Consider the following 22,008-nt stretch of genomic DNA (forward strand, 5'->3'; position numbering starts at 1 on the left):
CTACTAGCTTAACGCCAGGGCGACTTTAGAGGCGCTGTCTCTGCCCAGTTCGCGGCTGATGGTGTTGCCTGCTTCAATTAGACGGTTAAGGTCGACCCCGGTTTCAATGCCCAAGCCATGAAGCATATAGACCAGATCTTCTGTGGCCAGATTACCCGAAGCGCCTTTAGCGTAGGGGCAGCCGCCCAGACCGGCGACTGAGCTGTCAATCACGCTGACGCCAGTTTCCAGACAGGCGAGAATATTGGCCAGAGCCTGACCGTAAGTGTCGTGAAAGTGCAGCGCCAGTTTATCGACGGGCACTAACTTAGCCACGGCTTCAACCATCTTACGGGCCTTGTCCGGTGTGCCAACGCCTATGGTGTCACCTAATGAGATCTCATAGCAGCCCAGCTTGTAAAGCAGATCTGCCACTCGGGCGACTTCACTGACAGCAATGTCGCCCTCATAGGGACATCCCAGCACGCAGGAGACATAACCGCGCACCTTAACATTTTTCGCCTTGGCCGCCGCCATCACGGGCTCGAAGCGCGCGATCGACTCTTCAATCGAGCAGTTGATATTGCGCTGGCTGAAACTCTCTGATGCCGCACCGAAGATGGCGACTTCATCTGCGCTCGCCTCAAGTGCCAGTTCCAGCCCTTTGAGGTTGGGGGTCAGGGCGCTGTAGGTGACGCCGGGGCGCTTATTGAGGCGGCGAAAGATATCGCCAGAATCGGCCATCTGCGGCACCCACTTGGGTGATACAAAGCTGCCCGCTTCGATGCGAGTCAGCCCCGCATCGCTCAGCTGCTCAATCAAGGTGAGTTTCGCCTCGGTAGAGACGGCCACCTCATTTTGCAGGCCATCGCGTGCACCCACCTCAAACAGACTGACTCGACTTGGATAGGACATTAGGCCACCTCGGCTTGATTCACATCCAGCAGCACCACGCCATCGCTGACCAGCTCACCCGGCTCGAAGAAGAAGGCCGCCACTGTGCCATCGAAAGGTGCGGCAATGGTGTATTCCATCTTCATAGCTTCCATCACCATCAGCCCCTGGCCCTTGGCGACCTTATCGCCCACATTGACCAGATGAGTCACGATAGTGCCGTTCATCGGCGCCTTGAGTTTGTCTTCAGAGCTTTCCTGCTCCTCGACCTGCTCGGTCTGCAGGGCGCGGAAGTGATAGCTGCCTTCTGGCAAAAACAGGGTAAAATCATCGCCCTCGCGGCTGACATAAGATTGGAACTTATGGCCGTTTATCTCGACCTGGAGCAGATCCTGCTGCAGCGCGCCTGTGATGATCAGTTGCTCCCCGACTAGATTCAGCGCGTAGCTGTCGCCCACCTGAGTCAGATCCAGATGCTGGATCTGATGCGCATCATCCAGCAAGGATAACTGATGCACGCCGGCGCGATTAAGTCTGAAGGCGTTGCTCATATTCCAGGGCGAGTAGGGGTCATGACTCATCTGTCCATGCTGCTTTGCCGACTCTTTCTGGGCGCACAGCTGATAGATGGCCGCGATCGCCAGTGGCGGATATTGGGGCTCAGTCTTGCCGCCATTGATCAGCGCATCGCCATAACGTTCGATAAAGTCTGTGCTGAAATCGGCATCGGCAAAGGCCTGATGCGCCGTGATATTGGCAAGGAAGGGGATGTTATGTTTCAGGCCGCTGATATGGTATTCCCCAAGGGCGTGCAGCATGCGTTCGCGCGCCTGCTCACGGGATTCATCCCACACGATAAGTTTGGCTATCATGGGATCATAAAAGTTACTGATCACATCCTGATGACGCACGCCTGAGTCGATACGGACATGCTCGCTCTGCTCAGGCTCGCGCAGATAGTTGAGTCTGCCGCTGGCGGGCAGAAAATCATTCTGGGGATCTTCGGCGTAGATGCGGGCCTCGAAAGAGTGACCGCTGATCTTCACCTCATCCTGGCGCAGGGGCAGTGGCTGGCCGCTGGCAACCAAAAGCTGCCATTTAACCAGATCTTGGCCTGTCACCAATTCAGTGACCGGATGCTCTACCTGCAGACGGGTGTTCATCTCCATAAAGTAGAAGCAGCCGGTCTCATCTTTAGCCTGATTTTGGCTTTGGGTATCCAGCAGGAACTCCACAGTACCCGCACCCACATAGTTAATCGCCTTGGCTGCGGCAACCGCCGCTTCACCCATGGCACGGCGCAGGCTATCGCTTAGGCCAGGCGCTGGGGCTTCTTCAATCACCTTCTGGTGACGACGCTGGATAGAGCAGTCACGATCCGATAGATAGATGCAGTTGCCTTGCTTGTCGGCAAAAATTTGTAATTCGACATGGCGGGGCTGTCTCAGATAACGCTCGATCAGCAGCTTGTCGTTGCCAAATGAAGAGGCCGCTTCACGGCGCGCCGAGTTGATGGCACTGAGCGCCTCGGCTTCCGACTCGACGATTCGCATCCCCTTGCCACCACCGCCATAGGCCGCCTTGATCAGCTGTGGAAAGCCAATCTCTTTCGAGGCAGCCAGCAAGGTGGCATCGCTCTGATCGTCACCATGATAGCCAGGTACTAGCGGTACATTGGCTTTTTCCATGATGAGTTTGGCCGCGCTCTTGCTGCCCATGGCTTCGATAGAGGCGCTGCCAGGGCCGACAAAGGCGATTCCTGCGGCTTCACATTGGCGGGCGAATTCGGCATTTTCTGACAAAAAGCCATAGCCAGGGTGGATTGCCTGGGCGCCCGATTTTTGGGCGATATTGATGATAAGCTCACCTTTAAGGTAAGACTCACTCGGGGCGCTGCCACCTAAATAGAAGGCTTCATCGGCTAGGGCAACATGGCGGGCGTGGGCGTCGGCGTCGGAATAGAGGGCGACGGTTTTTATGCCCATGGCGCTGGCTGTCTTGATAATACGACAGGCGATTTCACCACGGTTGGCGATCAGTAATTTGCTAAACATGATAAAACCCCTGTTGTTGGTCGTTTGAGTTAGTTATTTTTGTTGTCATCTCAGTTTCCAATTTGGGCTGCGTTTATCGAAGAAGGCGTTGAGTCCCTCTTGCCCTTCGTCAGATACCCGAATGCGGGCGATCCGCTCACTGGTGTAGGCCAGGGTGTCCTCGTCGATCACCCCATCCTCCAGGCGTGACAGCAGGATCTTGACCCAGGCCATACCCTGAGGGCTGTTGGCCTTCAGCGCTGCGATAATGGGCTGGGCCGCGGCGTCTAAGTCATCGTTGATCTCATGGATCACATTGAGTTTTAGCGCCGTTTGGGCATCGAACCGCTCGGCGGTTAGCATGTAGCGGCGCGATGCGCGCTGTCCCATGGCGCGTACCACGTAGGGGCTGATCACCGCAGGAATGAGCCCGAGTTTCACTTCGCTCAGGCAGAAGCTGGCGCGGCTGTCGGCGATGGCGATATCGCTGGCGCAGATAAGCCCCAGTGCGCCGCCAAAGGCTGCACCCTGAACCAGTGCCAGGGTCGGCTTGGGAAACTTATCCAGCTTATGCATCAAGTTTGCCAGCTCGTTGGCATCACAGAGATTCTGCTCAAAATCCATCTTGGCCTGCTTGCGCATCCAGTTGAGATCGGCGCCAGCACTGAAGTTTCTGCCCTCGGCCTTGAGAACTAGTAGCTGGCAATCCTCATCTTGTGCAAAGCCGTCCAGCGCTGCGATCATCTCGCTTATCATCACCTCATCGAAGGCGTTGTGTTTGTCGCTGCGACTTAAGCTCATCTCACCCACGCCATCAGATAAGTTGCACTGCAGGTAGGTAAATTTATTTTCTAAAAAAGCGGTCATGTTTACTCCTTACCTTACATGCGGAACACGCCAAAGCGGGTGTCTTCAATCGGGGCATTTAAGGCGGCCGACAGAGCAAGGCCGACCACGTCGCGGGTCTGCGCCGGGTCGATAATACCGTCATCCCAGAGTCTGGCGCTGGCATGGTAGGGGTGACCCTCTTTATCATACTGCTGCACGATTGGGGCGCGGAAGGCGGCTTCCTCCTCTTTAGACCACTCCTGACCCTTACGTGCTAATCCGTCGCGGCGCACGGTTGCCAGTACGCCAGCGGCTTGTTCGCCGCCCATCACAGAGATGCGCGCATTGGGCCACATCCACATCATAGTGGGGTCGAAGGCGCGGCCACACATACCATAGTTACCCGCGCCGTAGCTGCCGCCAATGATCACGGTAAATTTAGGCACCTTGGCACAGGAAACTGCGGTCACCATCTTGGCGCCATGTTTGGCTATGCCTTCATGTTCATATTTCTTGCCTACCATAAAGCCTGTGATGTTTTGCAAAAACAGCAGTGGGATATTGCGCTGGCAGCAGAGCTCGATAAAGTGGGCGCCTTTCTGGGCCGACTCGGAGAAGAGGATGCCGTTGTTGGCAACTATGCCCACAGGGTAGCCATGGATGCGGGCGAAACCGCACACTAAGGTGGCGCCATAGTTGGCCTTGAATTCGTCGAAATCCGAGTCATCCACCAGACGGGCGATCACCTCTTTGACATCGAAGGGTTTCTTAAGATCTGTGCCGACTATGCCGTACAGCTCATTGATGTCGAACTTAGGCGGTTTGACCGGGCTTAACTGGCTAGCGATGGTTTTGTTATGGTTCAGGCGGGCAACCGCATTGCGGGCCAGCTCTAATGCGTGTTCATCGTTCTGCGCCAGATGGTCGGCAACCCCTGAGATCTTGGTGTGCACATCGGCGCCGCCCAGCTCTTCGGCAGACACCTCTTCGCCCGTGGCCGCTTTCACCAGTGGTGGGCCGGCGAGGAAGATGGTGCCTTGCTCTTTAACGATAATCGACTCATCGGCCATGGCGGGCACATAGGCGCCGCCAGCGGTACACAGACCCATGACCACGGCAATTTGCGGAATACCTAAGGCAGACATCTGCGCCTGATTGAAGAAGATGCGGCCGAAATGATCCCTATCGGGAAACACTTCATCTTGACGGGGCAGGTTGGCGCCGCCCGAATCCACCAAATAGATACAGGGCAGGTGACAACGCTTGGCAATCTCTTGGGCGCGCAGGTGTTTTTTCACTGTCAGCGGATAGTAAGTTCCGCCTTTGACCGTGGCATCGTTGGCGATGATCATGCACTCAACGCCATTGACTCGACCGATACCAGCGATAAGGCCTGCCGCAGGCACCACATCTTCATACACCTGATAGGCAGCAAATTGGCTGATCTCCAGGAAGGGCGAACCTGGGTCGAGGAGTTTTTCCACCCGGTTACGGGGAGAGAGTTTGCCACGAGAAAGGTGTCGCTCCATGGCGACCTGGCCACCACCGAGTTCGATCTCGGCCAGCTTTTGCTGCAGATCGGCCACCACTTGGCTCATTTGCTGCTGTTTGGTCTTGAATTCATCGCTACGGGGATTGATTCTACTGCTCAGTTGGGTCACGACAATATTCCTTTAATAGGGGTGATGAGAGGGGAGCTTAGCGCTCCCCTTGGTCGGACTGAGTGCTCCCCAAGGTCGGACAGGGTCCGAGGCTCAGATGCTGTGTTCTAATTCTTGTTAATGACTCAGTCTTATTAATTTTTTTATTAATTACACGTCTTATTAATTACTTGGTCTCGTTAAACAGTTCGCGGCCGATCAACATGCGGCGAATTTCCGAGGTACCCGCACCAATCTCATACAGTTTGGCGTCGCGCAGCAGACGTCCCGTCGCGTACTCATTAACGTAACCATTGCCGCCCAGCAACTGAATCGCATCCAGGGCCATCTTAGTGGCTAATTCGGCAGAATAGAGGATGGCGCCGGCGGCATCTTTACGTGTGGTTTCGCCGCGATCGCAGGCCTTAGCCACATTGTAGATATAGGATTTAGCCGCATTCATGCCGGTATACATGTCGGCCAGTTTGCCCTGAACCAGCTGGAATTGACCGATAGATTGACCAAACTGCTGACGCTCGTGAATGTATGGCACTACGATATCCATACAGGCGGTCATGATCCCAAGTGGGCCACCCGAGAGCACCACGCGTTCATAATCAAGGCCGCTCATTAGCACTTTCACGCCGTTATTCAGGCCGCCGAGAATGTTCTCTTCTGGTACTTCACAATCTTCAAACACCAGTTCACAGGTGTTAGAGCCGCGCATGCCCAGCTTGTCCAGTTTTTGTGCCTGACTGAAGCCCTTAAAACCACGCTCGACGATAAAGGCGGTGATCCCTTTAGGGCCTTTGTCTATGTCGGTTTTGGCGTAGATCACATAGGTGTGGGCATCGGGACCGTTGGTGATCCACATCTTGTTGCCGTTAAGAATGTAACGATCGCCCTCCTTGCGGGCACTGAGTTTCATGGAGACGACATCTGAGCCTGCATTGGGCTCGCTCATCGCCAGTGCGCCGATATGCTCGCCGCTGATCAGCTTAGGCAGGTATTTCTCTTTCTGTGCCTGATTGCCGTTGCGGTTAATCTGATTGACACACAGGTTGGAATGGGCACCGTAGCTCAGACCGATAGAGGCGGATGCACGGGACAACTCCTCCATGGCAACGACGTGAGCCAGATAGCCCATATCGGCGCCACCAAACTCCTCTGCAACTGTGATCCCCAGTAGTCCCATGTCACCCAGCACAGGCCATAACTCGTTAGGAAAGGCGTTTTCTTGATCGACTTTAGCTGCGATAGGGGCGATTTCGTTGGCGGCGAAGCTTTGCACTGCATCACGCAGCATATCAATTTCTTCACCTAGGCCGAAGTTGAGCGATGAGTAGAGTTGAGTCATTTGTTACATCCTACAGGTCAATTTTATAATAATTATTTTTATAAATTTATTAATGCGTTACGTTAACTTTTATGGTGCTGATGCTTTGTTGTATTACCACGAGTTATTGGCTTAGCGCTACGTTATTGGCTTAGAGCTACTCTTTGTGCAAAGCCGGATTTTGCTGTGCTAAGGCATCGCGGCACTGCTGCTCGGCGGAGGTGAGCTCCATCAGCACAACCTTGATATCGTCCATCTGCTGTTGCAGGGCACTTTTCTTCTCTTCAACCAGCTCAAGCATGGTGTGTAGCTGGCTAGAACTGTTTTTATCGGCATCGTAGAGTTCGAACAGGCGACGGGTTTCGGCCAAGGAGAAACCTAAGCGTTTGCCACGCAGGATCAACTTGAGGCGGACTCTGTCTTTCAGGCCATAGATGCGGGTTTGTCCTCTGCGCTTGGGTTTGAGTAGGCGCTGATCTTCATAAAAGCGGATACTACGTGTGGTAATATCGAACTCTTTTGAGAGATCGCTAATGGAATAAGTGGTCTTTGGACTGTGTTTGTCGCTCATAAAAAATACCAAATCGTTAACATAATGAGCACGATATATGAAGTTTACGTAAAGGTAAAGATTTGTGCGATTCAAATTCCTTAATTTCGTTAAAAAATATTTCCACTTTCGATGGCAGCCTGGACAGGTATAGCGTTGTGGTGAGGTAGCCTTTCTCGCCGGCACTGGCTATCCCTACACTGGTCATCCTGACACTGGTTGTCCGGACAAACAGGCCAGCGAAATTGGCTGTTAGGCCAAGGTCTAATGGGAAAAGATTTTGCGCTCTCCATAATGGATTCAGGCGAATAGCCACAGAAATTATAAGGGAAGGTCAATAGACCTAGAGTGCCTCTGGGGGAGGCATAGCATTTGGAGATGGTCATGACGGCATTACACAAGCAACTACATAAGCAATCCATTGAAAATCCTAACGCATTTTGGGCAGAGGCGGCTAAGAGTCTGGTATGGGACAAGCCTTTTGATAGTGTGTTGGATGACCAGCATGCTCCCATGTATCGCTGGTTCAGCGGCGGCGAGCTAAACACCTGCTATAACGCGGTGGACAGACACATCGAGGCTGGGCGCGGGGAGCAGATAGCCCTTCAGTATGTCAGCCCTGTTACTGATACTCAGTATGGGATCACCTATAATGAGTTGCTGGCGCAGGTCAGTCGTCTGGCGGGATATATGGCAAGTCAAGGGGTTGAAAAAGGGGATCGCGTGGTGATCTACATGCCCATGATACCGGAAACTGCCTATGCCATGCTGGCATGTGCCCGACTGGGGGCCATTCACTCTGTGGTTTTCGGTGGCTTTGCGGCCAATGAGCTGGCAACCCGCATTGATGATGCCAAGCCTAAGATGATTCTCTCTGCCTCTTGCGGTATCGAGCCTTCCGGCGTGGTGCCCTATAAGCCACTGCTGGATGAGGCGCTGCGTCAGGCAAAGCATCAGGTTTCTTCGTGCCTGATCCTCAATCGACCGCAACTGGATGCCGAGTTGCAATCAGGGCGTGACGTGGACTGGCAGAGCGCCATGGCTGGTGCGCCCAATATCGCCTGTCAGCAGGTGGCGGCGACCGATCCTCTTTATGTACTTTATACCTCGGGCACCACGGGTCAGCCTAAAGGCGTGGTGCGTGACAATGGTGGCCATGCGGTGGCGCTCAGCTGGTCGATGAAGCATATCTACAATATCGAGGCTGGCGATGTGTTTTGGGCCGCCTCCGATGTGGGCTGGGTTGTGGGGCACTCTTATATTGTCTATGGCCCGCTGCTTGTGGGGGCGACGACTGTGTTGTTTGAGGGCAAGCCTGTGGGAACGCCGGACCCTGGCACCTTCTGGCGTATCATAGCCGAGCACAAGGTTAAGAGCTTCTTTACCGCGCCAACGGCCATTCGTGCCATTAAGCGTGACGATCCCGATGGTGAATATCTTAATGGTGTCGACTTGAGTCATTTGGGCACTGTTTTCCTTGCTGGGGAACGATGTGATCCCGATACCCTGCACTGGGCCGAGCAGAAGCTGAACAAACCCGTTATCGATCACTGGTGGCAGACAGAAACCGGCTGGCCGGTAGCGGCGAATTTGATGGGCGTTGCCCCTGTACCTGTTAAGGCGGGATCGCCTGCGCTTGCGGTGCCTGGTTACAATGTGCAGGTGGTCGATGAGATGGGGAAAAGTGTCGCGGCCAATCAAACCGGCAATGTGGTGATTAAACTGCCGCTGCCGCCGGGCACGCTGACGACCCTTTGGCAGAATGAGGCGCGCTATAAGGACAGCTACCTCTCTATGTATCCCGGCTTCTACCTTACGGGCGATGCGGGCTATATGGATGAAGAGGGCTATCTCTATATCATGAGCCGCATCGACGATGTGATTAACGTGGCGGGGCACAGATTATCCACCGGCCGTTTCGAGGAGGTCTTGTGCCAGCACGAGGCGGTGGCTGAGGCGGCGGTGATCGGCGCGGCCGATAAGCTCAAGGGGCAGGTACCGCTGGGCTTGGTTGTGCTCAAGAAAGGCTGCACTCTGACCGATGAGCAGCTCTATAAGGAGTTGATTGCCCTAGTGCGCGAGCAGATAGGGCCGGTGGCCGCTTTTCGATTAGTCAGCGCCGTCCCTAAACTGCCTAAGACACGTTCGGGTAAGATTCTGCGGGGTACTATGCGTAAAATCGCCGACAATCAGACCTTTAATATGCCGGCAACCATAGAAGACCCCCAAACGCTGGAGCTGGTACGCAATGCGCTAACCCGCATGGGCTACGCTGACGCCCATGTTTAAGCGCCGACGCCCATGTTTAAGTGCCGACAAAGTGATGTCAAAATAGTGCACAATCGCAAAAAGGGAGCCTAGGCTCCCTTTTTGATGCCTGCGTTTACTCGATAGAGATTGACCTATTTGCTTGATTTTACTAACACTCTATCTGTTTTATTGATGAGTATGATAGGCAATCTCATCTGGTCAGCTTCTTGATGCTTTGGGTATAATTGCGCCCAATTCGAGCCTGTTAGCTATGCTTATTACGTCTTGTTTCCGATAAGGCCTTGTTTCCGATAAGACCTTGTTTCCGATAAGACTCAGTTACAACGCCAAGATGATCGCAGAATTATCAGATGTAAGTTTGGCTGGGTATAATCATCATTTCCCATGGGAAAATCTAATGCAAAATCATTCTGACCTATATGATATTGGTGTGATAGGCCTAGGCGTTATGGGCAAAAACCTTGCGCTGAATATCGCCGATAACCGCTATCGTGTTGCGGCATTCGATCTTGATAAAAACAAGGTAGATGCCCTGTTAATGCAGGAAGAAAAGGAGCGTCCCACTGGCACTTCTGCTCGTATTTTGGGTTGCCGCGACCTTGCCCAGATGCAAAGTACCTTAAGTAAACCCCGGATTTTTGTGTTGTCTGTACCTGCCGGGGCCGCCGTGGATGGAGTCTGCAGTGCACTGCTTGAAGCCTGTATCGAAACCCATGATATCGTCATCGACACAGGCAACAGCCTGTGGACGGATACCATATCGCGGGAAACTCAGTATGCCGATAAGTTCACCTTCTTTAGCTGCGCCATCTCGGGAGGTGAGATGGGCGCGCGTTTCGGCCCCTCCCTGATGCCAAGTGGCGACATTAGGGCCTGGGAGCGGATAAAACCCATCTGGCAGGCGATTGCCGCCAAGGTGGACCCCAAAACAGGCTTGCCAATAGAGCGTCAGGAGCCGGGCAATCCAGTAACAGAGGGTGAGCCCTGCACCACATATATCGGTCCGGCCGGTTCGGGTCATTACGTCAAGATGGTACACAATGGCATCGAATACGCCGACATGCAGTTGATCTGTGAGGCCTATCATCTGCTAAGCCAGGTGTGCGGCATGAGCGCCTTTGATATTAGCCAGGTATTTGAGCGCTGGGACAGGGGCGAGCTCAACAGTTATCTGATGGCGATCAGCGCCGAGGTGTTGGCACAGGCCGACCCTTTAAGTGACAAGCCGCTGGTGGAGATGATCTTAGATAAGGCGGGTCAGAAGGGCACAGGATTATGGACTGCGGTCAGCAGCCTGCAGATAGGTTGCCCGGCGCCCACTATCGCCGAGGCTGTTTATGCCAGAGCCATGAGCACTCAGAAAGTTCAGCGTCAGCAGCTCAGTCAATTGCTTGCAGGCCCCAGGCTAACGCCGCTGGATGGCGAAGAGCGCCAAGTGTTTATTGATCAACTGGAGAGTGCCCTCTACTGCGCCAAAGTGGCCTGTTATGCCCAGGGATTTCAGCTGATGGCAATGAGCGCCACTGAGAATGGTTGGCAGTTGGACTTTGCCGAAATCGCTAAGATCTGGCGCGCCGGTTGTATTATCCGCGCCAAATTCCTGCAATCCATCACCCTCGCTTACCAAAAAGGGGCTTACCAACTGGGCGCTTCACAACAAGGCGCTTACCAACTGGACGCCGATAAAGGCGCGGGACTGACCAATCTGCTGATGGCCGAGAGTTTCAGCCTTGCCCTGTCAGCCAAACAGCTGGATTGGCGCAGCGCTGTGGCCAATGCCACCTTGCGCGGCGTGCCTGTCCCCTGTATCGCTTCGGCGCTGGCCTATTACGACAGTTATCGCTGTGAGACTCTGCCTGCCAACTTGTTACAGGGGCAGCGCGACTTTTTCGGCGCTCACTCCTTCGAGCGCATCGACAAGCCTGCCGGTGATAAGTATCACCTTAACTGGAGCCAGACCGAGCGTACTTTGGAAAAGCGTTAACCCGCACACTGGCCATTTGCGTAGCAGCTCGGGCTTCTCGGGCAGCTCGCGCCTCTGGCGCAGATCAGCCGCGCCTGATTTTCTATGCCGCGCTCGACCCAGTTGATATTGAGGATCCGCGCCACTCGCTTAAGATCTTGTTTTATGCCCAAGGGCAGCGGCGCACTGCCGTCGCAGCCCACACAAACCTGCTTAAGTTCCCTGGCAATGGCATCTGCATCGCCGCCTTGGGCCTCGATGGCGGGGTTAAGATCGATACCCGCACACAGCACATGGGGGTTACCCGCCAAGTCCTTGACCCGAATCGACTCACAACAATAGATCTTAGGCTCTTTGGCCACATCCAAAATGGAGATCTGCGCCGACGAGCCCTTGGATTGATCGCCAAGCATGCGAAATACTGCCCAGTGCTGGCAGGGATCTTCCACCTGGCGCATATTGCCCCAGGGCAATGGGATGCCGTTACCCCGGTAGACCGCCTTGAGTTTTCCCGGTGAATAGGCATCGAAATAGTGCCAGTGTTTGTAGGGAGAGACAGCCGTCATGCGGCGCATCGCCACAGAGGGGGAAACCCCTATCTTACTAGCCACATCTATCTCATAGCCATGGCTGTCTAAAAGTTGCCTGAAGGGAACCTTGGGGCAGAGCAGGGCGCCCGCGAAGAAACTGGACTCGAAATCGCGCCAGGCATGAAGGATATCCTGGGGATCGACACTGCCGGAATGGGAAGGCTGTACGCTCTCATCCCCCAGGCTGGTGCCATGGCTGCGACCGGCCACCATTATGCTCTTTAAGCCATCTTTGTTGTGCAGCACGCAGTGGCCTATGTGCACGGCGAGATCGTACTTGAGCCTGTTGTTGTGTTTCTCTAGCAACTTGTTGAGATAGATGTGGTTTGGCAGCTCAAAGTAGGAGGTGATGAGATGCTCGGCGCTCACCCCTGCCTCTTGGTAAATCGCTTTGGGCGCCTTGGTAAACCAGCTGATTTTCAGCCCGAGCCTGTTAATGATCTCAAGCAGCTCTTCGAGACTTAGAGGCAGGCGTTTCTGGCCTATCTCATCGGCGGCGCGTTCAAGGTCGGGAAAATGATTCTGGTGATGCTCCTGATGGGCGCGGATCAGCAGGTGTGCAAACTGACGCCCGCTAATTCCTGTCTGGGACAGCATCTCTGGGATGGCTATCTGCAGTATCTCATTGGAAAACAAGAAGCTGGGCTCTAGCGCCATACCGCTGATCCCGCCGCGACTGCCTTTTAGTGGTGTAATGGCCTGCTCTTCGGGCACATCGTCGAGAAACCAGCTGACCTCCTTTTGAAACACGGCGGCGATCACCTCCAGCATGCCACTGCTGGGCACACGTTTACCTCTTTCTATCATGGAGAGGTAGGAGACAGAAGGTGCGGACTCGGCATCGATGCGAACGCAGCGCGCCGAGAGATCTTCCATGGTGAGATGGTTACGCTTTCTCAGATTACGTATCTTGGTGCCCAGAAAATGGGACTTTCGCATCAGGCTGGTCTGTGGCTTCATTTTGTAAAATTCACACTGTGAAATTTTTATTGTGAAATTGTAGTGAAAAAGTAGCTAGACTACAAATTAGCCAAAGGTGGAACCCTAAATGGCGAGCAGATGGCGGTTTTACAGGCTCACTCAATCTTGAATGAACTTGATAGACCCAGAACGAAGCGTAACAAACACACAGTGATAGACAAAGCGACTTAATAGGTGATGAAGATGAATATACAAGCTAAGCAGACAGATGTAATTGAGCAAGGTATCTATAGCTTCATCAAGCAGGTGATGCCAATGACACAAAGTGATGGCAACTGTGATGGAAATAGTGCCTTGGCCATAGAGACTCGAAATGACCACAGTCATACTTATGCCAAGCAGGTTCTGGATAAGTACTTTCCCTTGAGTGGTGGCTCTCATCTGGATGTCACCAGCTATGTGATCTATTATCAGCAGCTGCTCGCTTTCTTTCGCGATGGTACTCAGAGCGGCCTGGTCGAACCTAAGCAGTTTGTGGCATTTGCTGGCCATAAATGCGAGCCCTGTGCCGTTTTGCTCAAGAACAATGGTTTTCACCTTGAATTATCTCTCAACTGTCAGCAGGGTTCGGCCAGGGAAGATCTTTCCGGTATTAAAGATGTGCAGGTTGAGGCGGCGCTAATGACAATCGTGAGCAGTGAGCAGGCCCCCTTCGCCCGTCGCTGGACCAGTCTGATCACGGGTCTGGAAGATAAGGTGGAGAAGCAGTTTACCGCCAAAGACGGCTTGGTTTATGAGTTATAAATTGAAATATTATTAAGATGCTTAACCGCAAATGTTTAACAGCAAAAAGGCCTGTGAAATCACAGGCTTTTTTGCTATCTGGCCCAGTTGTCTGTGTCAGTAGTCTGTGTCAGTAAGTAAAAGCAAACCCTAAGCTGAACAGCAGACTGAAAATCACGGTTAGCTTTGCCGTTCGGCCAATAAAAGGATTGAGGGCTTGGCCTGTAGTCTGGCTGAACTCATTGGCCAGTTTACGGGCCAGCAATAGAGAGAGCGCCGCCAACAGCACAGGTACGCCGGGCAAAATCCCCAGCAAAAAGCCGCCAATTAACAGGGCGAATGGCAGGTAGATCAGCGCCCGATAGAGTAGCTGCGCCTGCGCTTCTCCCATCTTGACCGCTAGGGTAAATTTTCCCGCCTTGGTGTCAGTCGCTATGTCGCGGGTGTTGTTGACCAGCATCACGGCAGCATTAAATAGGCCGATGGCGCTGCCTAAGATCCAGGCGCTTAGGCTGGTATCCTGTGCCTGAAGGTAATAACTGCCAACCACGGCCACCAGACCGAAAAAGACAAATGCAGCCACTTCGCCCAGCCCGTGGGAAGCCAGCGGATAGGGACCGCCGCTATAGCACAGGGCGCCTAAGATGGACGCGGCTGCCAATACTGCTATGGGCCAGCCACCGTGGTGAATCAGGATGGAACCGACGGCGAGAGCGAGTAACAAGCATAAGATCATGGCATTACGCACCTTATCCGGTGCGAGCAGGCCGCTCTGGGTCACACGCACAGGACCGATGCGCTCATGGGTATCGACACCGCTTTTATAGTCAAAATAGTCATTGGCCAGATTGACGGCTATCTGCAGCAGGATGGCGCATAACATAGAGGTGACGGCGATCAGCCAGCTAAATTGCACGAAATGAAAGGCTAAGGTGTTACCCACTAGCAGGGGGCCGATGGCGGCCGGTAAAGTGCGTGGGCGTGACGCCAGGATCCAAGGGTTCATTATCTCTATTCGTCATTGTTGACCGACCGTTTCATCCCATAGATTATCAATCTTGAAGACTGATAGAGTCGCTACGCTTGGCATTATCGGCTCAAACAGTGGTGAGTCGCGATATTGGCAATATTGGCGAGCTTAGTGTTTCGATGTTTTTGGGACGTTATGTTAACGATATTGATCGGTATTAGCTTATTGGGATTGGGCATCAAGGCCCAGAACAGTGGACTAGATTATCAAAATTGCTGATTCGAATGAAGAGCTTGTATTAGCATTCTATGAAACATTTCAATTTAATTGTGACCCGCCTATGACTTTTTCATCTTGGTGAATCCAAACTGTTAAATCGATGTGAAAAACATGAGCAAACGCACAGTTATCTGGAAAGTCATCAGTATAACTGTTGTAAGGCTCAAAGAATCTGAGCCTAAGATATGCTGTTATATGATTTTAATCTCAATATTAACATGCAGTTAATTCGGTTTAGCTAAAGTGAACTCATTTATGATTTAAGCTGAAATCATCAACTGTGGGTTGATTGTCGAAATGTGTAAGGAATAAGCAGATGATGCGATTTAGTGAACAGGTTGCCGTGATCACAGGTGCAGCATCTGGATTGGGGCGGGCCTATTCGCTTGCCTTAGCTCAGCGTGGCGCTAAGATTGCCCTGATCGATTCTGGCTACGCCGATACCCGTGAGGACAATGAGCGTGCTGAGTTAGAGGCGACTGTTACCAAACTCAAAGCGCTGGGCGCCGATGTTCTGGATTTTTGCCTCGATGTTCGCGATGAAGAGGGTCTGGTACAAGCGGTTAACCGTATTCATCAGCAGTGGGGCCGAATCGATATTTTGATCCATAGCGCCAGCATTCATCAAACCTGCATGTTCGATGCCATAACAAAAGAGCAGTGGCAGGCGCAGTGGGATATCGATGTGCATGGCTGTTTTTATCTCACTAAGCTGATTTGGCCATTGATGAAACAGCAGAATTATGGCCGGATTGTTGTCAGCAGTGCCGCCAGCGGCTTATATGGCAATATGTATGAGACCAGCTTCAGCACAAGTAAGATGGCATTGATAGGCTTTGTTAACAGCCTGTCGATGGAGGGGGCGGAGCACAATATTTGCGTCAACTCAATCACGCCCCATGCCCTAACTAAGATGACGGAAAATCACCTGGCGCCTTCGGTTAAGTCGCTGTTTTCTACCTCCTCGGTCAACGCCGTACTCTTATATCTCTGTACTAAGCTCGCGCCTACGGGCAAACACCTGCTGGTGGCCGCTGGCAGTGTGAGCCATGGCGGCTTTACCGAGTTTCGCCATATTCGGATCGGCGAAGACAACTGTAAGCCTGAGTCGGTTCATGAACATTGGCAGGATGTGGTGCGGGCGCCGCCTTGTTGCCATCATGCCAGCGGCGAAGATCAGGTTACTGCCTGGGCGAAACGTTGCGCAATGGAGCGAGGCCTTGATATTGGAGGATAACTTGCCTCTGCTTATCTAAAATCTGCGCCTATCTTCTGCTGGCAATCCCTATCTCACCTAAGGTAATCTTGTTTGCTATTTTTATCTTATTGGTAGTATGTATGAGCCAAGTATTAAACGACCTTCTCTCTTTGCTTACGCTGGAACAGATTGAGGTTGGACTATACCGCGGTCAGAGTCAGGATTTAGGCTTTGGTCATGTCTTTGGTGGGCAGGTGATGGGACAGGCGTTAAGCGCGGCGGCGCAAACAGTTACAGACGATCGTCAGGTACACTCTTTTCACTCCTATTTTTTGCGCGCCGGCGATGAAAAATTACCCATAGTCTATGATGTGGAGATCATGCGTGATGGTGGCAGTTTCAGCGCCAGGCGAGTAAAGGCTATTCAAAAAGGGCGTCCCATTTTTTATATGACCTGTTCGTTCCAGTCTGAGGAAGCCGGTTTTGTGCATCAGAGTCAGATGCCAGAGGTGCCCGGGCCTGAGGGGCTGCTTAATCAACAGGAACTGGCCATGACGCTGCGAGATAAGGTGCCGCCTAAGGTACTGGAAAAGTTTATGGCCGACTCGCCGTTAGAGATGCGTCTGGTTAATCCATCTAGTCCAGTGGCTCCTGCGGCATCAGATCCTAAGCGCTATGTGTGGAGCCGGGCAAATGGTAAGGTGCCCCAGGAACTTGCGCTTCATGAATATCTGCTGGCCTATGCTTCGGATTTTAATTTTCTGGTGACCGCGGCTCAGCCCCATGGGGTCTCATTTTTAACCCCTGGCGTGCGCATGGCGACCATAGATCATGCCATGTGGTTCCACCGTCCGCTGGACTTGAGCCAATGGTTACTCTATAGCATAGAGAGTCCTAATGCCGGTGGTGGGCGTGGGTTTGTGCGAGGTGAATTTTTTACGCAAAATGGAGAGCTGGTTGCATCGGCAACCCAGGAGGGGCTGATCCGTTATGCTCGTTCAGATGCTCAAAAATAGGCAAAAATAAATAGGCAATTACTATGAAAATGAAACTAAAAAAGATCTTTGCATTCGCATCTTTGTTGTTGCTTAGTGCCTGTGTCACAGTAGAACCTGAGCCGCCTGTGATAGTGAATGGCGCGGCGGGGTATTTAGAAAAAGTGAACCTACCCCAGGGAAGCAGTATCACAATTGCGGTGATTGATTTAGACACGCCGGGTGTGATAGTGGCACAAAAGACCTTCAATATCGCCAAGGCCCCAGTGCCATTTAAGTTCACCTTTGCGGCAGATACCATAGATAAGTCTGTGAACTATGGCGTCGTCGCCATGATTCTTTACCAGAATAAGGTGATTTTTCAGACCTATGATAAGTTCCCCGTGATCAATAACGGTAAATATACGACCGAGGTGCTGATGAAACTGGTGAGTAACCGTTAATCTCATCCCTGTGTTTTTGTGATAAACCGTTTTTATCAAACTGTTTATCAAAGAAAGAGAAGGAGCCGATGGCTCCTTTTTACATTTTCTTGCTCACTCTTTAGTGCTGTTTTTCGCCGCTTTAGCCGCCTGGCGCTGCGCTTTAGTTCGCCAGTGGCGAGTATTGTAGATAAACTCCGGCAGTAACTTGGTCAGCCAGGCCACCAGGCGCCAGCGCTTGGTGATATAGGCCTTGCGTTTGGCCGATTGCATCGCCTTGATCACCTGCTTAGCAACTTCATCCGGTGGCGACAGCCAGAGCCTGCTTTTTTGCATCGCGGCCTTATCCAGTAAACCCAGTTGCAGATCGGTAATAGTGATGGGCAGTTTCAGGCGCTGGGCATGCATGCTCAAGCCTTCGAGATAATTGCTGGCGTAGGCTTTCGAGGCATGGTACGCCACGCTCGGGCCGCCGCGCAGGCCGGCAATAGAGTTGATGGCAGCTAACTGACCATAGCCTTGTTCTTTAAACAGCTTAAATACCGTATTACATACGGCGCTAAAGCCCTGCACATTGACGGTAATGATATCGGCCTCGGGTTGCCAGGGTAGGCTGGGGTCATAGCTGTTAAGTCCGGTATTGACCAGCACTAAGTGCGCGCCGCCTAGCTCTTGCCAAATCGTTTCCAGTGATTGGATCACCGCCTGGGGATTTTCAATTTCCAGCCCATACACCCTTGCTTTAGTGGGCAGAGAGGCTGCAAATTCGCTTAAAGCTGCGGGATCTTGAGAGAGAAGGGCCAGTTCGACCTGCTGCTCGGCGAGTTGTTTGGCTATTTCACGACTGAGGAGTGAGCTGGCGCCCACGATAATGGCTGTAGCTTGGGTCATGGAGGTTTTCGATATCAAATGGTTGGCCTATGATAGAAAGATAATCCCACAAGGACAAGATTTAATAGAGTGGATGTGTAGACATCTAGAAGTCTTTATGTATGATAAGTCCATCATGTATGCAAAAGTCATGTATGTAACAGCCAAATGTGCAACAGCTGAGCATTGAGTCCTTTAATAAGGCGCTTACTGACAAGAATCCTGTATACAGCTGTATGTTTAACGAGTGTGTAAGAGACGTGCTATGCCGGTAAAAATTCCTGACAATCTGCCTGCCGCAGAGATTTTAGAGTCTGAAAATATCTTCGTCATGTCCGAAACCCGGGCGGCGAATCAAGATATCAGACCCATGAAGGTGCTGATCCTCAATTTGATGCCCAACAAGATTGAGACAGAGACTCAGTTGCTCAGGTTGCTCGGAAATACTCCCTTACAGGTGGATATCGATCTGCTGCGTATTCACGATAAAGAATCGAAACACACCCCCGTAGATCACATGAATAATTTCTACCGTGATTTCGAAGATGTACGTCAGAAAAATTATGATGGACTCATCATCACAGGCGCACCTCTGGGGCAGATAGATTTTGAGGAGGTGTTCTATTGGGAGCATATTCGCGAGATCATCGATTGGTCACAGCAGCATGTGACCTCTGTGCTGTTCCTTTGCTGGGCGGCTCATGCGGCACTTTATCATCTCTATGGTTTACACCGTAAAATTCTGCAGAGAAAACGCTCGGGTGTCTATTGTCACCAGAGAACATCGAAACATTTTCCTCTGCTGCGCGGTTTCGATGAGGAGTTTTTTGCGCCTCACTCCCGCTTTGCCGAGATGAACCTTGAGGAGCTCAAGGCGCATCCTGAGCTGCAGGTGTTAACCGAGTCAGATGAGGCCGGTGCCTACATGGTGCTCAGTCGTAACAACCGCAATCTGTTTGTCATGGGGCATCCTGAGTACCAAAAATCGACCCTAAAAGATGAATATCTGCGGGATCTTGCCGCAGGGCTCAATCCGGATCTCCCACTGAACTATTTTAGAAACGATGACCCGGAATCGACTCCCGTTGCCCGCTGGCACGGTCATGGCAGCCTGCTGATTAGTAATTGGCTTAATTATTATGTTTATCAGCTCACGCCCTACGATCTTGGCGACATGAGTGCCATCACGCCTTGGGAATATGAAACTAAGGATGATTAGATAAGGTGTCGAAAATATCAGTATAAATTAGATTGTTATAGCACTTTTACAGAGTCAACTGTCGGTCGTCATTCGTTAAGCCTGGCTAAATGGGGCTGCAGGGATTCAGGCAGCGCAATATGCACAGGCTCCTGAGTCAGCGGGCAGGTGAAATCAAGAAAACAGGCAGTTAACTGCAGATTAGGGTCGTCCTCAACTGCGCCGCCATGCTGCCTGTCACCCACCACAGGAAACCCCAGACTGGCCATGTGAATGCGGATTTGATGTTTGCGTCCTGTGTCTATCTTCACCTGCACTAAGGAGCAATCCAGCTCGGCATCATAGTCGATACGCCAAGCATGGGAGCTGGCGGCTTTGGCGTCCACATCCGTGCTTATGTACTGCACTTCCTTGGGGAACTCGCCTTTGACTATCACCCTGTACTGTTTATCCAGCTTGCGCTGTTCAAATTGCGCCGCCAGGGCGGCCGTGGTGCTTTTGCTGTGGCCTAGTATCACCAGGCCGGTTGCTGCTCTGTCTAAGCGATGCACGATAAAGGCGGGGCGTTGGGGCGTCAGATGGGTCTCAGCATAACGATTGATTGTGGTGTGATCGCTCCATTTCGAGCCCTGACACAACATGCCGTAGGGTTTATACCAGATGCTGTATTCCCCCTTGTCGAGCAGCAATTTGGCATCATCTACCTTTTGGGCAAGCACCTCGGCATTGTAGTAGAGGTGTAGTTCCTCCCCCGGTTTTAACGGCTTCTTGGCCCGTCTGAACCGCTGAGTGTATTTGCCCTTAGTGACCCACACAGCCCCTTTTGCCATGGCCTGTTTTATCTGCTGTTTAGATAACTGACTGCGCTGAGAAAGCAGGCTGCAGGCGTCTAAATCGGACGCAGTCACTTTAATATGGCATTCATACTTTTGGGTCATGGTGACTCGGTTTAGCTGTCGGGGATTGGCGGCCAAGTTTACACTATTTTGTTTTATTCTGCTGCGGCCACTTTGCCCTGCTTGTGGCTTTCTCTTTGATTTTACTCAAGCCGACGGCTGGAGATAATTGGCGCCTTTGACTATGCTTTAGGCCTGTTGCTAAAGCTAACCTTAATATGGTTTCCACTCGCTGTGGTCTGATTTGTGGCTGGCATCTGAATTTTTCATGGTTATTCAAAACCTATGTGTAAAACGATTATTCAAAACGGTTATGTAGAACGGTTAAGACAAAACAGTTGAGTCAAAAAGGATGCAGGGGAGTCGTGATGTATGATTGATATCAAGCAGATGGCATTGGTTTTAGATGCCTTGCCTGATCCGGCATTTCTAATCTCTCGCAGCGGCAGATATATTGCGGTATTTGGTGGAAAAGATGCCCGTTATTACCATGATGGCAGCAATCTGGTTGGCCACTATCTGCATGACGTTTTAGCACAAGACAAAGCCCAGTGGTTCTTAGGCATGATAGCAACGGCGCTGACCAGCAAGACCTTACACATAGAGGAGTATGAGTTAAGCAGCAAGGATGTTAAAGGGCTGCCTGACCTGGGGCCTGAGGAGGCCATCTGGTTTGAGGGACGAATTCAGCCTCTGGATTTTCATGTCGCTGGCGAAGAGGTTGTACTCTGGGTAGCCAGTAATATCTCCAAGCGTCATCAACTCGAGACTAAGCTGCGCTTGCAGGGGGATACGGACGAGCTGACCAACCTGCTCAATCGACGCCGCTTAGAGAAAGATTTAACCCAGCATTTCGATAACTTTACCCAGTATGGCACGCCAACTAGCATACTCATGCTGGATCTCGACCACCTTAAATTGATCAACGACAGATGGGGCCACCATGAGGGGGATAAGACCATACTCGTGGTAGCTAATACCTGTCTGGCGCACCTGAGATGTGGCGATAGTGGTTACCGTTTTGGCGGCGATGAGTTTGTGATAGCCCTTCCTGGCATGGAGTTACAGCAGGCGTTCCAGTTTGCCGAGCAGCTAAGGCTTAATTTTCATCAGGAATTGCTAATTCTGAGTCAGGATAGATTGACTAAAGAGGGGGTCTGTCCCTCGGTCAGTATAGGTGTAGCGACAATAGAGGCGGGAGACACCTCCTATGAAGCCTCACTTAAACGTGCCGACCGGGCACTCTATGGCGCTAAACATGCCGGGCGTAACAGTGTCAATTTAGCCGCATGTTAGTCGAAATTCGCTCTATTCTTTGTTCATTAATGGCTTTGATCAATTAAACTTTAAGTTCACCTGTTCTGTTCGATTTCAAGTTTTTGATTTTATCTG

The 22,008-nt window shown here is 52.0% G+C and carries 18 protein-coding genes; 8 read left to right on the forward strand and 10 right to left on the reverse strand.

Annotation, left to right across the window (positions count from 1 at the left end; all coding sequences use genetic code 11):
- Positions 1 to 3 precede the first annotated feature (3 nt).
- The 6 genes from LZP69_RS03180 to LZP69_RS03205 form a co-directional block, all read right to left on the reverse strand.
- Entirely contained in the window at positions 4 to 894 is an 891-nt protein-coding gene (locus tag LZP69_RS03180; protein WP_234198729.1) for a hydroxymethylglutaryl-CoA lyase, read from the reverse strand.
- Positions 894 to 2,927, reverse strand: coding sequence for an acetyl/propionyl/methylcrotonyl-CoA carboxylase subunit alpha (locus LZP69_RS03185; RefSeq protein WP_234198730.1), 2,034 nt, complete (start codon positions 2,925 to 2,927; stop codon positions 894 to 896). The genes LZP69_RS03180 and LZP69_RS03185 overlap by 1 nt, the downstream gene beginning before the upstream one ends.
- A gap of 45 nt (positions 2,928 to 2,972) precedes the next feature.
- The gene (locus tag LZP69_RS03190; RefSeq protein WP_234198731.1) at positions 2,973 to 3,773 is read right to left on the reverse strand and encodes an enoyl-CoA hydratase-related protein; all 801 of its coding nucleotides are present in this window, start codon (positions 3,771 to 3,773) and stop codon (positions 2,973 to 2,975) included.
- 14 nt (positions 3,774 to 3,787) lie between these two features.
- Entirely contained in the window at positions 3,788 to 5,395 is a 1,608-nt protein-coding gene (locus tag LZP69_RS03195; RefSeq protein WP_234198732.1) for a carboxyl transferase domain-containing protein, read from the reverse strand.
- 166 nt (positions 5,396 to 5,561) lie between these two features.
- Positions 5,562 to 6,731, reverse strand: coding sequence for an isovaleryl-CoA dehydrogenase (locus LZP69_RS03200; RefSeq protein WP_234198733.1), 1,170 nt, complete (start codon positions 6,729 to 6,731; stop codon positions 5,562 to 5,564).
- A 136-nt stretch (positions 6,732 to 6,867) separates the two neighbouring features.
- Complete coding sequence (locus LZP69_RS03205) at positions 6,868 to 7,281, reverse strand: MerR family transcriptional regulator (RefSeq protein WP_234198734.1); 414 nt, start codon at positions 7,279 to 7,281, stop codon at positions 6,868 to 6,870.
- A 363-nt stretch (positions 7,282 to 7,644) separates the two neighbouring features.
- On the opposite strand from LZP69_RS03205, the gene LZP69_RS03210 reads away from it, so the two are divergent.
- Together LZP69_RS03210 and gndA are read left to right on the forward strand one after the other, a co-directional pair.
- On the forward strand, positions 7,645 to 9,549 hold the full coding sequence (locus tag LZP69_RS03210; protein ID WP_234198735.1) for a propionyl-CoA synthetase: 1,905 nt from the start codon (positions 7,645 to 7,647) through the stop codon (positions 9,547 to 9,549).
- A gap of 379 nt (positions 9,550 to 9,928) precedes the next feature.
- A complete protein-coding gene (gene gndA, locus LZP69_RS03215) occupies positions 9,929 to 11,515 on the forward strand; it encodes an NADP-dependent phosphogluconate dehydrogenase (protein ID WP_234198736.1) in 1,587 nt (528 codons plus the stop codon).
- Here gndA and LZP69_RS03220 read toward each other — a convergent pair.
- On the reverse strand, positions 11,512 to 13,044 hold the full coding sequence (locus tag LZP69_RS03220; RefSeq protein ID WP_234198737.1) for a DUF3612 domain-containing protein: 1,533 nt from the start codon (positions 13,042 to 13,044) through the stop codon (positions 11,512 to 11,514). The genes gndA and LZP69_RS03220 overlap by 4 nt on opposite strands.
- Before the next feature lie 204 nt (positions 13,045 to 13,248).
- Here LZP69_RS03220 and LZP69_RS03225 point away from each other — a divergent pair, with 204 nt between their 5' ends.
- Positions 13,249 to 13,809: a malate synthase gene (locus LZP69_RS03225; protein ID WP_234198738.1), complete on the forward strand. Its 561-nt coding sequence runs from the start codon at positions 13,249 to 13,251 to the stop codon at positions 13,807 to 13,809.
- A 109-nt stretch (positions 13,810 to 13,918) separates the two neighbouring features.
- On the opposite strand, the gene LZP69_RS03230 is transcribed toward LZP69_RS03225, so the two are convergent.
- Positions 13,919 to 14,794: a 1,4-dihydroxy-2-naphthoate polyprenyltransferase gene (locus tag LZP69_RS03230; RefSeq protein ID WP_234198739.1), complete on the reverse strand. Its 876-nt coding sequence runs from the start codon at positions 14,792 to 14,794 to the stop codon at positions 13,919 to 13,921.
- A gap of 559 nt (positions 14,795 to 15,353) precedes the next feature.
- Between LZP69_RS03230 and LZP69_RS03235 the strand changes: the two genes are divergently transcribed.
- The 3 genes from LZP69_RS03235 to LZP69_RS03245 all read left to right on the forward strand — a co-directional run bounded on the left by LZP69_RS03235 (position 15,354) and on the right by LZP69_RS03245 (position 17,673).
- Positions 15,354 to 16,274: an SDR family NAD(P)-dependent oxidoreductase gene (locus LZP69_RS03235; protein WP_234198740.1), complete on the forward strand. Its 921-nt coding sequence runs from the start codon at positions 15,354 to 15,356 to the stop codon at positions 16,272 to 16,274.
- 101 nt (positions 16,275 to 16,375) lie between these two features.
- Positions 16,376 to 17,251, forward strand: coding sequence for an acyl-CoA thioesterase II (gene tesB, locus LZP69_RS03240; protein ID WP_234198741.1), 876 nt, complete (start codon positions 16,376 to 16,378; stop codon positions 17,249 to 17,251).
- Positions 17,252 to 17,274: 23 nt separating this feature from the next.
- Positions 17,275 to 17,673 (forward strand): YbaY family lipoprotein, encoded by a 399-nt coding sequence (locus LZP69_RS03245; protein WP_234198742.1) that lies wholly within the window; start codon positions 17,275 to 17,277, stop codon positions 17,671 to 17,673.
- Between the two features lie 93 nt (positions 17,674 to 17,766).
- Here LZP69_RS03245 and LZP69_RS03250 read toward each other — a convergent pair whose 3' ends face one another.
- Positions 17,767 to 18,543, reverse strand: coding sequence for an SDR family NAD(P)-dependent oxidoreductase (locus tag LZP69_RS03250; protein WP_234198743.1), 777 nt, complete (start codon positions 18,541 to 18,543; stop codon positions 17,767 to 17,769).
- A 244-nt stretch (positions 18,544 to 18,787) separates the two neighbouring features.
- Here LZP69_RS03250 and metA point away from each other — a divergent pair, with 244 nt between their 5' ends.
- Positions 18,788 to 19,741, forward strand: coding sequence for a homoserine O-acetyltransferase MetA (metA, locus tag LZP69_RS03255; RefSeq protein WP_234198744.1), 954 nt, complete (start codon positions 18,788 to 18,790; stop codon positions 19,739 to 19,741).
- A gap of 68 nt (positions 19,742 to 19,809) precedes the next feature.
- Here the strand turns inward: metA and LZP69_RS03260 are convergent, their stop codons facing one another.
- Entirely contained in the window at positions 19,810 to 20,658 is an 849-nt protein-coding gene (locus LZP69_RS03260; protein ID WP_234198745.1) for an RluA family pseudouridine synthase, read from the reverse strand.
- 330 nt (positions 20,659 to 20,988) lie between these two features.
- Between LZP69_RS03260 and LZP69_RS03265 the strand changes: the two genes are divergently transcribed.
- Positions 20,989 to 21,912, forward strand: coding sequence for a GGDEF domain-containing protein (locus tag LZP69_RS03265; RefSeq protein WP_234198746.1), 924 nt, complete (start codon positions 20,989 to 20,991; stop codon positions 21,910 to 21,912).
- The last annotated feature ends 96 nt before the right edge of the window (positions 21,913 to 22,008 follow it).

Origin of the sequence: Shewanella sp. AS1 (genome assembly GCF_021412565.1) — a bacterium.
Lineage (GTDB): Bacteria > Pseudomonadota > Gammaproteobacteria > Enterobacterales > Shewanellaceae > Shewanella.

Excerpts from the sequence above, each read along its gene's own strand:
- gndA (WP_234198736.1), top strand. The coding sequence starts at position 9,929 with ATGCAAAATCATTCTGACCTATATGATATTGGTGTGATAGGCCTAGGC.
- LZP69_RS03185 (WP_234198730.1), bottom strand. The coding sequence starts at position 2,927 with ATGTTTAGCAAATTACTGATCGCCAACCGTGGTGAAATCGCCTGTCGT.
- metA (WP_234198744.1), top strand. The coding sequence starts at position 18,788 with ATGCCGGTAAAAATTCCTGACAATCTGCCTGCCGCAGAGATTTTAGAG.
- LZP69_RS03230 (WP_234198739.1), bottom strand. The coding sequence starts at position 14,794 with ATGAACCCTTGGATCCTGGCGTCACGCCCACGCACTTTACCGGCCGCC.
- LZP69_RS03250 (WP_234198743.1), bottom strand. The coding sequence starts at position 18,543 with ATGACCCAAGCTACAGCCATTATCGTGGGCGCCAGCTCACTCCTCAGT.
- LZP69_RS03225 (WP_234198738.1), top strand. The coding sequence starts at position 13,249 with ATGAATATACAAGCTAAGCAGACAGATGTAATTGAGCAAGGTATCTAT.
- LZP69_RS03205 (WP_234198734.1), bottom strand. The coding sequence starts at position 7,281 with ATGAGCGACAAACACAGTCCAAAGACCACTTATTCCATTAGCGATCTC.
- LZP69_RS03210 (WP_234198735.1), top strand. The coding sequence starts at position 7,645 with ATGACGGCATTACACAAGCAACTACATAAGCAATCCATTGAAAATCCT.
- LZP69_RS03180 (WP_234198729.1), bottom strand. The coding sequence starts at position 894 with ATGTCCTATCCAAGTCGAGTCAGTCTGTTTGAGGTGGGTGCACGCGAT.
- LZP69_RS03235 (WP_234198740.1), top strand. The coding sequence starts at position 15,354 with ATGATGCGATTTAGTGAACAGGTTGCCGTGATCACAGGTGCAGCATCT.
- LZP69_RS03265 (WP_234198746.1), top strand. The coding sequence starts at position 20,989 with ATGATTGATATCAAGCAGATGGCATTGGTTTTAGATGCCTTGCCTGAT.
- LZP69_RS03245 (WP_234198742.1), top strand. The coding sequence starts at position 17,275 with ATGAAAATGAAACTAAAAAAGATCTTTGCATTCGCATCTTTGTTGTTG.
- LZP69_RS03200 (WP_234198733.1), bottom strand. The coding sequence starts at position 6,731 with ATGACTCAACTCTACTCATCGCTCAACTTCGGCCTAGGTGAAGAAATT.
- LZP69_RS03220 (WP_234198737.1), bottom strand. The coding sequence starts at position 13,044 with ATGAAGCCACAGACCAGCCTGATGCGAAAGTCCCATTTTCTGGGCACC.
- LZP69_RS03260 (WP_234198745.1), bottom strand. The coding sequence starts at position 20,658 with ATGACCCAAAAGTATGAATGCCATATTAAAGTGACTGCGTCCGATTTA.
- LZP69_RS03190 (WP_234198731.1), bottom strand. The coding sequence starts at position 3,773 with ATGACCGCTTTTTTAGAAAATAAATTTACCTACCTGCAGTGCAACTTA.
- tesB (WP_234198741.1), top strand. The coding sequence starts at position 16,376 with ATGAGCCAAGTATTAAACGACCTTCTCTCTTTGCTTACGCTGGAACAG.